9 protein-coding genes are annotated in these 12,593 nt (G+C 69.1%); 8 read left to right on the top strand and 1 reads right to left on the bottom strand.

Features of this window, described 5'->3' with window-relative positions:
• Nucleotides 1-181 precede the first annotated feature (181 nt).
• Nucleotides 182-1,825, bottom strand: coding sequence for a hypothetical protein (locus tag ACFO6Q_RS15140; protein ID WP_380021945.1), 1,644 nt, complete (start codon nucleotides 1,823-1,825; stop codon nucleotides 182-184).
• A gap of 239 nt (nucleotides 1,826-2,064) precedes the next feature.
• Between ACFO6Q_RS15140 and ACFO6Q_RS15135 the strand changes: the two genes are divergently transcribed.
• The 8 genes from ACFO6Q_RS15135 (at nucleotide 2,065) to ACFO6Q_RS15100 (ending at nucleotide 12,554) form a co-directional block, all read left to right on the top strand.
• A complete protein-coding gene (locus tag ACFO6Q_RS15135; protein WP_380021944.1) occupies nucleotides 2,065-3,084 on the top strand; it encodes an amidohydrolase family protein in 1,020 nt (339 codons plus the stop codon).
• A gap of 5 nt (nucleotides 3,085-3,089) precedes the next feature.
• The gene (locus ACFO6Q_RS15130; RefSeq protein WP_380021943.1) at nucleotides 3,090-3,602 is read left to right on the top strand and encodes a hypothetical protein; all 513 of its coding nucleotides are present in this window, start codon (nucleotides 3,090-3,092) and stop codon (nucleotides 3,600-3,602) included.
• A 173-nt stretch (nucleotides 3,603-3,775) separates the two neighbouring features.
• Entirely contained in the window at nucleotides 3,776-5,050 is a 1,275-nt protein-coding gene (kynU, locus tag ACFO6Q_RS15125; RefSeq protein WP_380021942.1) for a kynureninase, read from the top strand.
• A gap of 282 nt (nucleotides 5,051-5,332) precedes the next feature.
• Nucleotides 5,333-6,127, top strand: coding sequence for an ABC transporter permease (locus tag ACFO6Q_RS15120; RefSeq protein ID WP_380021941.1), 795 nt, complete (start codon nucleotides 5,333-5,335; stop codon nucleotides 6,125-6,127).
• On the top strand, nucleotides 6,127-7,413 hold the full coding sequence (locus tag ACFO6Q_RS15115) for an ABC transporter ATP-binding protein (protein WP_380021940.1): 1,287 nt from the start codon (nucleotides 6,127-6,129) through the stop codon (nucleotides 7,411-7,413). The genes ACFO6Q_RS15120 and ACFO6Q_RS15115 overlap by 1 nt, the downstream gene beginning before the upstream one ends.
• Nucleotides 7,410-10,115, top strand: a complete 2,706-nt coding sequence (locus tag ACFO6Q_RS15110) for a methyltransferase domain-containing protein (RefSeq protein ID WP_380021939.1) — start codon at nucleotides 7,410-7,412, stop codon at nucleotides 10,113-10,115. Before ACFO6Q_RS15115 ends, ACFO6Q_RS15110 begins: the two co-directional genes overlap by 4 nt.
• Nucleotides 10,112-11,221: a non-hydrolyzing UDP-N-acetylglucosamine 2-epimerase gene (gene wecB, locus ACFO6Q_RS15105; RefSeq protein ID WP_380021938.1), complete on the top strand. Its 1,110-nt coding sequence runs from the start codon at nucleotides 10,112-10,114 to the stop codon at nucleotides 11,219-11,221. The genes ACFO6Q_RS15110 and wecB overlap by 4 nt, the downstream gene beginning before the upstream one ends.
• 7 nt (nucleotides 11,222-11,228) lie before the next feature.
• Nucleotides 11,229-12,554 carry a glycosyltransferase gene (locus ACFO6Q_RS15100; RefSeq protein WP_380021937.1) on the top strand — a complete coding sequence of 442 codons (1,326 nt, stop codon included), beginning with the start codon at nucleotides 11,229-11,231 and terminating at the stop codon, nucleotides 12,552-12,554.
• Nucleotides 12,555-12,593 lie beyond the last annotated feature (39 nt).

Raw genomic sequence — 12,593 nt, 5'->3', positions numbered from 1 at the left:
GGAAAAGCCCCGCTCGCGCGGGGCTTTTTCGTTTGCGGGTAAGACGTGCGGCAAAGACCAGAAAAAAAGCCGAGGCTCGCGCCTCGGCTTGGGAGGGAACGGCGCCGCGACCCGCCGGCGCCCTCCCCCTCCGACCCTCGCTTGCCGCCGGACGGCGCTGGCCGTCCGGCGGCAGGCCGGTTCAGTGGCGCTTGCGCGCGGTCGTGCCGGCTTCCGGCTGCTGCGGCGCACGCACCGGCGCGCGCAGCGGCGGCTGCCCGGCGTCGATGGTGACGTCGTCCAGACTGTAGTTGGACGAGATGCCGGCGGTTTCGACGTAGCGGAACTCGATCGTGTGCGCGGCGTCGTCGGCGTAGGCGCTGACGTCGACGCTGCGCTGCGTGTAGCCGGCTTCGGCTTCGGCCGGCTCCGGATAGGAGGCCACTTCCGTGCCGTCGACGCTGACCGTCAGAACCGAATCGCTGCCGCCGACGGCGCCGATCCACAGCCAGAAGTTCAGGAACTGCGGCCCGCCGGACGGGATCGTCACCGACTGCGACGCCGTGGCTTCTTCGGGCGCGCCGTCCACGCCGCCGAACCAGGCCCAGGCCGTACCCGTGCGCGCGGTGGCCGTGCCGCCGCCGTTGCCGCAGCCGGGCGTGCACAGCGCGGTGCCGAAGTTGGTCGAGGTCGAGGCCCACGGTCCGGAACCGCCGGCGCTCTGCTCGAAGCTCTCGTCCTGCACCGGGTTGGGTGCAGCGGCGCCGTCGAAGCCGTCCTTGAACAGGGCGTCGGCCGGCGCGTCGACGCCGGTGACGATGAACGACTGCATGCCGTTCGGGCTGGCGCGGGTCCAGCCGGCGACCGTGCTGCCGTCGCCGGAGACCGCGGTCAGGCCGCCCTCGAAGCCCCAGTCGGTCGGATATTCGATGCCGCGGGACGCCATGTAGTCGGTGAACATCACCGTGCCGTCGTTCTCGGTCCAGATGTAGGCCGCGCGCGGCGGGAAGTCGAAGAAGCCGCTGGCGCCGACCACGGTCTTGCCGTCGTCGCTGACGCCGAAGGCGAACGGGATGCCGGGGATCGCCGTCAGTTCGCCGGTCTCCACGTTGAGCAGCCAGGCCGCCGAGCTGCCGTCCGCGGTCGGATAGCTGTTGCCGACCGCCCACTGGCCATTGCCGCTGACCACCGAGGCGTCGCCGATGTTGACCTCCGTTCCGTCGATGGTGACGGTCGGATAGGTCGCCACCTGATCCTTCCACACCACGCCGCGCCAGGCGCCGGTCTGCGGATCGGCATTCCAGCCGACGATCACGCTGCCGTCGGCGCTGATCGAGTTGGCGCGCGAAGATTCGTCCGGCGAGTCGACCGGCAGCTGGATCACCGCGCCGTCCGTACTGGAGTAGTAATAGGCGCGGGCGATGCTGAAATCGCTGGTCCAGGTCAGGCCGACGGCGGAACCGTCGTCGGAGACGTCGTAGACGTTGGCGTTCTGCGTGTCGGCGGGCAGCGCCAGTTCGGTCGGCGTCGCGGCGCCGATCGGCAACAGCGCCGGGACGTCGTTGCCGCCGTTCTCGTCGCCGCCGTTCACCGCGACGGAGCCGGCGACGACGCCGAGGTTGTTGATTCCATTCGAGTAGCCCAGGCCGGAAAGCACTTCCTCCACGCCGGTCGAGCGCGTCCAGCGCACGCCGCTGCCCTGGTTGACGAAGATCGAGAGGTACTCGCCGTTCTGCGAGAACTTGACCGCCTGGCCGAGCGGCGTCTGGAGCGGGATGAACGTGCCGGCCTGGGCGGAAGCGCAGGCGATCATGGTGACCGCTGCGGCGTAGGGGGAGAGACGCATTGCTGGCAGACTCCTTACGAATGGGGATCGGATCCGCCGCCGGGAGCCGATGCGACCGTGAATCGAGCGCCACCCCCCAGCGAGCCCCAGCAACCTAGCCCCCGGCAGCACGAAACGGACTCGCAGGCCATTCGCGCAGCATTCGCGCAGCATTCGCACCGGCTTCCTGGCGCCCCCGACGGCGCTTTCGTCGACCGCGACACGCCGCGCGAACGTGAGCGTCCGGTTAAACTGCGCGGATGCTCAAGATCGACACCCACGCCCACGTCCTGCCGCCGAGCTGGCCGAACTTCGCCGAGAAATACGGCGACGACCGCTTCCCGGTCATGGTCCAGACCGAGGGCCGCCACCGCATCTACAAGGACGGCAAGTTCTTCCGCGAGGTCTGGGCGAACGCCTTCGATCCGGAAGTGCGCATCGCCGACTACGCCCGCTTCGGCGTCGACGTGCAGGTGGTCTCCACCGTGCCGGTGCTGTTCTCGTACTGGGCCAAGCCGAACCAGGCGCTGGAGCTGCACCGCCACCTCAACGACCACACCGCCGGCCTGTGCCGCGACTACCCGCGCCACTACGCCGGCATCGGCACCGTGCCGCTGCAGTCGCCGCGGCTGGCGATCCAGGAGATGGAGCGCTGCGTCGACGAACTCGGCCTGCAGGGCGTGCAGATCGGCTCGCACTGCGAAAACTGGAACCTCGACGCGCCGGAGCTGTTCCCGTTCTTCGAGGCAGCCGCCGAACTCGGCGCGGCGGTGCTGGTGCACCCGTGGGACATGATGGGCGGCCCTTCCATGCCGAAGTACTGGCTGCCCTGGCTGGTCGGCATGCCGGCCGAGCAGTCGCGCGCCGCCTGCTGCCTGATCTTCGGCGGCGTGCTCGAGCGCCTGCCGCGACTGAAGGTGTGCCTGGCCCACGGCGGCGGCGCATTCCCCTACACCATCGGCCGCATCGAACACGGCTTCCGCATGCGCCCGGACCTGGTCGCGACCGACAACGCGCGCAATCCGCGCGAGTATCTCGACCGCCTGTATTTCGATTCCTGCGTGCACGACAAGGCCGCGCTGCGCTACCTGCTCGACGTGGCCGGGCCGTCGCACGTCATGCTCGGCACCGACTACCCGTTCCCGCTCGGCGAGCAGGAGCCGGGCAGCGGCATCCTCGCGCTCGGCCTGCCGCCGGCCGAGCAGGCCCGCCTGTTCCACGGCACCGCGCTGGAATGGCTCGGTCTCCCCTACGCACGATTCGCCGACGACATGGAGTGATCCCAGTGAGGCTGCTTCTCCTTCCCGTTCTGCTGCTGTCCATTCCGCACGCCTTCGCGCAAGGCAAGACCGACTTCACGCTCAACGACGGCCAGGTGCACTTCCGCGTGCCGCCCGGCTGGAGCGCCGTCATGGAGAAGACCGACGGCGATCCGCAGGCGGTCGCCTTCCAGGTGCCCGACGAAGCCGCCCAGGGCAGCGAGGACAGCGCCACCGTCATGGTCAAGTCGCGCCAGCTCAAGGCCGCGGCGGCGTTCGCCGGCTTCGTGCAGGACGAGCACGCGCGCGCACAGTCGCAGGGCGGCTACGAGAAGGACGCCGCGAACCGCAACGCCTCGGTGCACCAGTACTTCGTGCAGCGCGGTCAGACCCGCTATCTCATCCGCGACAGCTACTTCCTGACCGGCGAGATCGCCGTCGAGGTGCGCTGCCAGCGGCCGCTGATCGACAAGACGCCGTCGGCGTGGAACGCGCAGTTCGACGCTGCCTGCGACGGCGTGGTTGCTTCGCTGAAGTGATTTTCTATCCGCATCGAAATGCCGTCCGCCTCTCCCGCTCGCGGGAGAGGTCGCGCCGGAGGCGCGGGTGAGGGAAACCGAAGCGCGTCACTCCGACTTCCCTCACCCCAGCCCTCTCCCGCCAGCGGGAGAGGGGGAAAAGCAGCGCCCATTCTGAAAACGTACGTACCGCGATGACTCCTGCCGAAACCCAAGCCCTCACCCTCGACGCGCGCGATGCGCTTGCCCCGTTCCGCGACGAATTCCTGATCCCGCGTCACACCGACGGCTCCGAGCAGGCGTATTTCTGCGGCAATTCGCTCGGCCTGCAGCCGCGTGCGACGCGCCAGGCCCTGCTCGACGAACTGGACGACTGGCGCGATCTCGCCGTCGAGGCGCACTTCCGCGGCAAGCATCCGTGGATGCCGTACCACGAGCTGGTGCGCGAGAACCTCGCCGCCGTGGTCGGCGCGCTGCCGCACGAAGTGGTCGCGATGAACTCGCTGACGGCGAACCTGCACCTGATGATGGTCAGCTTCTACCGGCCCACGCGCGAGCGGAACGCGATCCTGATCGAGAAGAGCGCGTTTCCGTCCGACCACCACGCGGTCGCCTCGCAGATCCGCTTCCACGGCCACGATCCGGCCACGGCGAAGATCGAACTGGAAGGCGACGAGCCCGGTGGCGCGATCTCCTCCGACGCCATCGTGCGCGCGCTCGACGAGCACGGCGAGCGCATCGCGCTGGTCCTGCTGCCGGGCGTGCAGTACCTCAGCGGCCAGGCCTTCGATCTTCGCGCCATCACCACGGCGGCGCACGCGAAGGGTTGCGTGGTCGGCTTCGACCTCGCCCACGCGGTCGGCAACCTGCCGCTGCAGCTGCACGACAGCGGCTGCGATTTCGCGGTGTGGTGCAGCTACAAGTACCTCAACTCCGGCCCCGGCGCGGTCGCCGGCTGCTTCGTGCACGAACGCCACGCGCAGGCCGACCTGCCGCGCTTCGCCGGCTGGTGGGGCCACGACCCGTCCACCCGATTCGAGATGGGGCCGCAGTTCACCGCGACCGCCGGTGCCGACGGCTGGCAGCTGTCCAACCCGCCGATCCTCGCGCTGGCACCGCTGCGCGTCTCGCTGGAACTGTTCCGCCGCGCCGGCATGGCCGCGCTGCGCGAGAAGTCGATCGCGCTGACCGGCTACTTCGAATCGCTGATCCGCAGCGAGCTGGCCGAGGTGATCGAGATCAGCACGCCGCGCGAATCCGAACGCCGCGGCTGCCAGCTGTCGCTGCGCGTGCGCGGTCCGCGCGAAGCCGGCCGTTCCCTCTACGATCATCTGCACGCGAACGGCATCGTGGTCGACTGGCGCGAGCCCGACGTGATCCGCGCCGCGCCGACGCCGCTGTACAACCGGCGCATCGATTGCCTCCGTTTTGTGAATTCCGTCACGCAATGGGCGACTGCGCGTCGCTGATTTTCGAATTGCGCACGTTTTTTCGTCGCGCATTGCGACGAAATGTTTCATCGCTTCGTCTCTGGCTCCATTAACACGTTTTTTTCGGCGGCTCTGAGAAGATCCGCGCCGTCGATTCGGGAAAAACAGGGGCAACACCAGAGTCTTGAGGCGGGACGACGTCGATCGTCGTAGTCGGCTGGCCGGACATGGCCCGTCGATGGCAGGGGTGCCGCAGCCGTTTTTCATGCCCGCTCAACGGGCGGAAGAACGGCTACTCGTCATGGATGGAAGGACGTCGTTTTGGCCATTTCCGGGCTCGTTCAATCGCAGTCGTTCTTTCTCTTCGACGAACTCCTTCGTCGGGATATTTCGCAGCGCTATCGCGGCTCGCTGGGCGGCTTCGCCTGGGCGCTGGCGCAGCCGCTGTTCATGCTGGCGATCTACACGGTCGTCTTCGGCTACATCTTCAAGCCGCGCTGGCCGGGCATGCAGACCGGATGGGACTACGTCGTGGTCCTGTTCCTCGGCAAGATCCCCTACATCTTCACGCAGGAATCGATCGGCCGCGCACCGGTCCTGATCGTCTCGCACGCCAACTACGTCAAGCGCCTGCGCTTCCCGCTCGCCATGCTGCCGCTCGTCGCGGTGGTCAGCGCGTTCTTCTACGCGATGGTCGCGTACCTGATCTGGCTCGCGTTCTACGTGGCGATCCGCCACGAATTCTCGCCGCTGGTGTTCGTCGCACCGTTCATCTACCTGCCGCTGGGGCTGTTCGCGCTCGGCGGTACGTGGTTCCTCGCCTCGATGGGAACCTACTTCCGCGACACCCTGCAGATCGTGCAGCCGATCGTGTTCGCGCTGATGTTCCTGTCGCCGATCTTCTACCCGATGAGCGGCGTGCCGCCGCAGCTGGCGGCGCTGATCCGCCTCAACCCGCTGACCTACCCGATCGAGGAGATGCGCGGCCTGCTGCTGTTCGGTGAGCCGTTCCATCCGCAGCTGTACGCGCTGCAGCTCGGCGCCGGGCTGGTCTGCGCGGTGCTCGGCTACCTGTGGTTCCAGCGCACGCGGCGCGGCTTCGCGGACGTGATCTGATGACGATCGAATTCGACCGCGTCGGCAAGGCGTTCCGCCGCATCGAGAACCCGGCGCGGGTGCTGCGGCAGTCGCTGTTCGGCGGCCAGTCGCCGGAAACGGAGCTGTTCTGGGCGCTGCGCGACGTGTCGCTGCGCGTGGAGCGCGGCGAGGCGGTCGGCATCGTCGGCTGCAACGGCAGCGGCAAGAGCACGCTGCTGCAGCTGCTGTGCGGCGTCTACCCGCCGACCAAGGGAACGATCGCCGTGGAGGGACGCGTCGCCGCCCTGCTCGAGCTCGGCGCCGGCTTCGACCCGGAATTCAGCGGACGCCAGAACGTCTACATGAACGCCGCCGTGCTCGGCATGCAGCGGCACGTCACCGAACAGCGTTTCGACGACATCGCCGCCTTCGCCGACATCGGCCACTTCATCGACGAACCGGTGAAGACCTATTCCAGCGGCATGTTCGTGCGCCTGGCGTTCGCGGTGGCGATCCACACCGATCCGGACATCCTGGTCGTCGACGAGGCGCTGGCGGTGGGCGATGCGCGCTTCCAGGCCAAGTGCATGAAGCGCATCAAGTCGCTGCGCGAGGACGGCGTGACGCTGTTCTTCGTCAGCCACGACGTCTCCTCCGTGCGCACCCTGTGCGACCGCTCGGTGTGGCTCGACCGCGGCCGCATCGTGCGCATGGGCAGCGTGTTCGACGTCACCGCGCACTACATGGAACACCTGTTCGCCGACGAGGCGTCCGACACCGCGCAACCGGCCGCTTCCGCCTTGCCCGAAGGCGCGGCCGGCGACACCGAGGCGGAACTCAAGGGACCGATCAACCACTGGGGCAGCCACATCGGCTGCATCCGCGACCACCGTCTGGCCGACGCCTACGGGCGGCCGTCGCGCGTGTTCGAGTACGGCCAGACGATGCGCGTGGAGGTCGTCTTCCGCATTCCCGACGGCGCCGACACCGAGCACCTGAGCGCGGCCTTCTCCATCAAGGACCTCAAGGGCACCGACCTGCTCGTGTGCACCACCCACGACGAGAACCGCGGCTGCTTCCGCGGCCACGGCGGGCTGGTGCGCGCGACGTTCGAGTTCGAGAACCGCCTCACACCCGGCCGCTACCTGCTGGTGCTGGCGATCGAGGATCGCAGCGCGCCGGTCGTGCAGTACTACGAATACGTCGAAGGCGCCGACTATTTCGCCACCGCCAGCGAAACGGTGCGCTTCGGCCTCTTCAATCTCCCCACCCGCATTCAGATCGACGCGGCCCGGCAAGCCGCCTTGGTAACGGAAGGCACATGAACGACGAAGTCAACAGCAAGGACTACTGGAACCGGCGTTTCCGCACCGACTGGCGCGAATTCGGCGGGCCGCAGCAAACCGAGATGTTCGCGCGCATCGCGCTGCGCCTGATGCCGCCGTGGCTGTCCACCGACATCCACGCCAACATGCGCTCGCTGCTCGACGCCGGCTGCGCGGAAGGCGAAGCCGTGGCGCTGTTCCGTCGCCGCTTCGGGCACGACTGCCGCATCGAGGGCATCGACTTCAGCGAGGAGGCCGTCGAGCGCGCCAGCGCCAAGCACGGCGACGGCTTCCGCACCGGCGACCTCACCGCGCTCGATTCCGACTTCGACGTCATCTTCAGCTCCAACACGCTCGAGCACTTTCCCGACCCGCTGGCCGTGCTCGACGCCTGGACCGCGCACGCGAAGCATCACGTCGTGCTGCTGCTGCCGTTCTGGGAATGGCGGCGCGAGTCCGAGCACGCGTTCACCTTCGACCACGCCTCGCTGCCGGCCTCGATCGCCGGCCGCTTCGTCTGCACCCACTTCGACGTGCAGAACACCGCCAAGATGCCGAACACGAGCTGGTACGGCTTCCAGGCACTGATCGTGTATTCCTCGCTGGAGGCGATCGAGCGCCTGCGGCTGAGCGTCGACCAGCTCGGCCACGGCCTGCAGCCGCGCTCGCTTTCCGTCGACGAAGTCATCTCGGCGCGCGCGTTCGGATCGACCATGCATCACGCCGCCGCCCTCGCCGACGAACAGGGCAGCCGCCTGGTCGCCTACGACGAACGCCTGTCGCAGACCGTCGACGCGGTCAACGCGCTGTCGCGTGCGATCGAGGAGCAGTCGCGCCAGTTGCAGCAGGGGCGCGACGAGCAGTCGCGCCAGCTGCAGCAGGAGCGCGAGGAGCAGTCACGCCAGCTGCAGCAGGAGCGCGAGGCCGCCGAATCCAGCGGCCGCAACCTGCAGCAGGTGCTGGAGACGCTCAACGCGGTCAACGGCGCCACGCTCCGCAACGACGAACGCCTGGCCGGCGTCGAAAAGCGCATCGAGCGCGCGTTCGCCTCGCTGCAGGCCGAGCGCAGCGGCCATGCGCTGGCCGAGCTGGTGTCCAAGTCGCAGCAGTCCTCGTCCGTGCTGCTGGATACCACCGCACGCAAGCTCGACGCCGCCATTGCCCGGCAGGGAGAGGCGCTGGGCGAGAAGATCCACATCCTGGAGGCGCAGATCGGTGCGCAGCGCGAAGTGCAGGCGCTGCAGGCCGAGGTGCTCGCCCTGCGCACCGCCGCCGCCGCCGCCGACATCGACATTGCGCGGCTGAGCGCTTCCGAGCACGCGCTGGCGCAGGAGCTGGAACGCGAACGCGAGAAGGTGTCGCGCCTGATGACCAGTTCCTCCTGGCGCATCACCGGCCCGCTGCGCTCGGTCGCCGGCAGCTGGTACCGGTTCCGCGGCAGTAGCCGCAAGCAGACCCTGCAGCAGGTTTCCGAGGCGCCGCACGTGCCGCCGCTGGAGACCCCCGCGCTGGGCACCGTGGTCGAGCCGCCGCGGCAGGACCTCGTGATCGTCGACGAGCACCGCTCCGCGCTGCAGGAAATCCTCGAGCGCCACGCCGGCATGCCGATCGTCGTGCTGCGCCCGGTCGTCGACTGGGATCTGCCGCTGTTCCAGCGTCCGCACCACATCGCCGCACGCCTGGCCAAGGCCGGCTACCTGTATTTCTACTGCACGCCCAACGGGCGCGACGGCGTCAGCGGTTTCCGCCGCCTCGACGACAACCTGTACCTCACCGACCAGTTCCTGCTCGTCAACCGCATTCCCGGCGGCAAGGTCCTGCACCTGTATTCCACCGACAACCACTGCACGCCCGACTACGTCAACGAGCGCCTGTCCGCGGGTGATCGCCTGATGTACGAGTACATCGACGAGATCCACCCGTCGATCTCCGGCTTCGCGATCCCGCCGCACGTGATGGAAAAGCACGCGATGCTGCTCGGCCGGCCGGACGTGCTGTGCATCGCCAGCGCCGACAAGCTCTACCACGAGGTCGACGGCGTCCGCGACGGCGGCCTGGTGATGGCCACCAACGGCGTCGAGCACGAGCACTTCCACGGGCGCGGGCGGCAGAACCCGCCCGCCGCCATCGCCAGCCTGGTCGCCCTCGGCAAGCCGATCATCGGCTACTTCGGCGCGTTCGCGGTGTGGTTCGACTACGAGCTGGTGGCGCGCCTGGCCAGCGCGCGGCCGGACTATTCGATCCTGCTGCTCGGCTGGGACTACGACGGCTCGCTCGACCGCAGCGGCATCAAGCAGTACCCGAACGTGCACGTGCTCGGCCCGATTCCGTACCAGGAGCTGCCCGACTACGCGCGTTTCTTCGACGTGTCGACGATCCCGTTCCTCATCAACGACATCACCGAATCGACCTCGCCGATCAAGCTGTTCGAGTACATGTCGCTCGAGCACCCGATCGTCACCACCAACCTGCCCGAGTGCCGCAAGTACGCCTCGGTGATGGTCGCGCGCGACCACGGCCAGTTCATCGCCCTGGTCGACCGCGCGCTCGACATGCGCGGCGACACCGCGACGAGGGAGCTGCTGCGCACCGACGCCCGCGCCAACACCTGGGACTCGAAGGCGGCCGCCATCGCCGCCGCGATCGCCGGGCAATGGCCCGAATACGCGCCCGTGCCGGCGCGCCGGGAGCAGGCGGCATGAGCGCGCGCCGCCGCATCATGATCGTGGTCGGCACGCGGCCCGAAGCCATCAAGATGGCTCCGGTGATCCTCGCGCTGCGCGAGCAGCCCTGGGCCGACGTGCGCGTGCTCGCCACCGCGCAGCACCGGCAGATGCTCGACCAGGTGCTCGCCGCGTTCGGCATCGTGCCGGACATCGACCTCGACATCATGCAGCCCGGCCAGGCGCTGACCGCGCTGACCGCGCGTCTGCTGCTGCGCATCGACGACGTGCTGGCGACGGAGCGGCCCGACCTGGTGCTGCTGCAGGGCGACACCACCACGGTGATGTCGGTGGCCATGGCCTGCTTCTACCACCGCATCCCGATCGGCCACGTCGAGGCCGGCCTGCGCACCGGCGACCTGGACAACCCGTTCCCGGAAGAGATGAACCGCATCGTCGCCGGACGCCTGGCGCGCTGGCATTTCGCGCCCACCGAGACCTCGCGCGGCAACCTGCTGCGCGAGGGCTTCGCCGGCGACAACATCTTCGTCACCGGCAACACTGTCATCGATGCGCTGCACCAGGTCGCCGAGCGCGAACTGGACATCGGCGTGGACATCGACCCCGACAAGCGCCTCGTGCTGGTCACCGCGCACCGGCGCGAGAACTTCGGCGAACCGTTCCGCGCGGTGTGCCGGGCGATCCGCCACCTGGCGGACTCGAACCCGGACACGATCTTCCTCTACCCCGTGCATCCGAACCCGAACGTCAGCGAAGTGGCGCGCGAGATGCTCGCCGGCCACGAACGCATCACGCTGTGCAAGCCGCTCGACTACCTGCCCTTCGTCGCCGCGATGAAGCGCGCGCACGTGATCCTCACCGATTCGGGCGGCGTGCAGGAGGAAGCGCCCGCGCTCGGCAAGCCGGTGCTGGTGCTGCGCCGCGAAACCGAACGTCCCGAGGCGGTCGAGGCCGGCGTGGTCAAGCTGATCGGCACCGACTACGACGCGGTCGTCAACGAAACCAACCGGCTGCTGCGCGACGGCGCCGCCTGGCGCGCGATGGCGCGCGGCGTGTCGCCCTACGGCGACGGCCGCGCCGCCTCGCGCATCACCGAAGTGCTCCGCCACCAGCTCGCCGCCTGAGGACGCCATGCGCATCCTGCTCCTTGCCTACGCATTCCCGCCGCTGGCGACACCGCAGGCGCTGCGCTGGTACTACTTCTCGCGCGAGCTGGCCGCGCGCGGGCACGACGTGCACGTGCTGGCGCCCGATCTCGTCGTCGACGAGGCGGAATCGATCGAGGTGCCGCGCGGCGTGACCGTGCACCGCTGCAGCCCCGGCGGGCTGACCGCGCAGATCCACCAGCACCGCCGGCGCCGGCAGGACGCGCGCGCGCTGGAACCGGCCCCCGCGCTGGTCGCCGCCGCCGCAGGCGCGACCGAGAACGGCGCGGAACTCAACTGGAAAGGCCGCCTGCACCGCAACATCGACAGCAGCCTCAGCTATTTCATGTATCCGGACAGCACCTCGCAGTGGCTGCCGCCGGCGCGGGCGCAACTGCAGCGTCTGCTGCCGTACCTGCGCCCGGACGTGCTGATCGGCTCGCACGAGCCGGCCGGAGTGCTGCAGCTCGCCCTCGACGTGCGCGGCGACACGCCGTGGATCGCCGACCTCGGCGATCCGGTGCTGGCCAGCTACACGCCCGCGCGCTGGCGGCGCAAGGCGCAGGCGCTCGAGGCGCGTGTCTGCCGCGAGGCCGATCATGTGATCGTCACCACCGAGGCGACGCGCAGCTGCCTGATGCACCGGCACGCCACCTCGGCGCAGCGCATCGCGGTGGTGCCGCAGGGATTCGACGCCTGCGGCCCGACCCGCCGCACGAACGCCGGCACCGGTGCGCAGCCGGACCTGAACCTGTTCTACGGCGGCCGCTTCTATCCGTTCCGCGACCCGGGCGCGCTGATCGAGGCCGTGCTCTCGGTGTCCGGCGTGCGCCTGCACGTCGCCACGCCCGAACTGGCGCCGGCGATCCGGCGCATGTGCCAGGCCAATCCGGAAAAGATCGAGCTGCTCGGTCGCCTCACCCACACGGCCACCCGCTCGCTGCAGCAGTCGCACGACGTGCTCGTCAACATCGGCAACCGCTCGCCGGAGCAGACGCCGGGCAAGCTGTTCGAGTACTTCGGCGCGTTCCGTCCGATCCTGCACCTGTCCTCGGGCGAACACGATCCGGCCGAGGACCTGCTGCTGCGGCACTCGCGCGGCTGGTCCTGCGCGAACGAGCCCGCCGCCATCGCCGAAGTGCTGCGCCAGCTGGTGCAGCGCAAGCGCGCCGGCCGGCTCGACGACGACCTCGACCTCGGCCTGGAGACGGTCGCCGCCTACCAGTGGCGCACGCTCGGCGGCGAGATCGACCGCCTGCTGCAGCGCGTGGCGGGCTACGCCGGCCAGCGCCGGCACACCTCCAGCGCCTGACGCCGGCGCCGCGAGCGCGGCGCGCTCCGGACCGATTGC

Origin of the sequence: Dokdonella ginsengisoli (genome assembly GCF_042652785.1) — a bacterium.
GTDB classification, from domain to species: domain Bacteria; phylum Pseudomonadota; class Gammaproteobacteria; order Xanthomonadales; family Rhodanobacteraceae; genus Dokdonella_A; species Dokdonella_A ginsengisoli.
The sequence above is the reverse complement of the archived record's forward strand: the minus strand, read 5'-3'. Positions and strand labels throughout refer to the sequence as shown.

Coding starts and splice junctions, on each gene's coding strand:
- ACFO6Q_RS15140 (WP_380021945.1), bottom strand. CDS start 1,825: ATGCGTCTCTCCCCCTACGCCGCAGCGGTCACCATGATCGCCTGCGCT.
- kynU (WP_380021942.1), top strand. CDS start 3,776: ATGACTCCTGCCGAAACCCAAGCCCTCACCCTCGACGCGCGCGATGCG.
- ACFO6Q_RS15135 (WP_380021944.1), top strand. CDS start 2,065: ATGCTCAAGATCGACACCCACGCCCACGTCCTGCCGCCGAGCTGGCCG.
- ACFO6Q_RS15110 (WP_380021939.1), top strand. CDS start 7,410: ATGAACGACGAAGTCAACAGCAAGGACTACTGGAACCGGCGTTTCCGC.
- ACFO6Q_RS15100 (WP_380021937.1), top strand. CDS start 11,229: ATGCGCATCCTGCTCCTTGCCTACGCATTCCCGCCGCTGGCGACACCG.
- ACFO6Q_RS15115 (WP_380021940.1), top strand. CDS start 6,127: ATGACGATCGAATTCGACCGCGTCGGCAAGGCGTTCCGCCGCATCGAG.
- wecB (WP_380021938.1), top strand. CDS start 10,112: ATGAGCGCGCGCCGCCGCATCATGATCGTGGTCGGCACGCGGCCCGAA.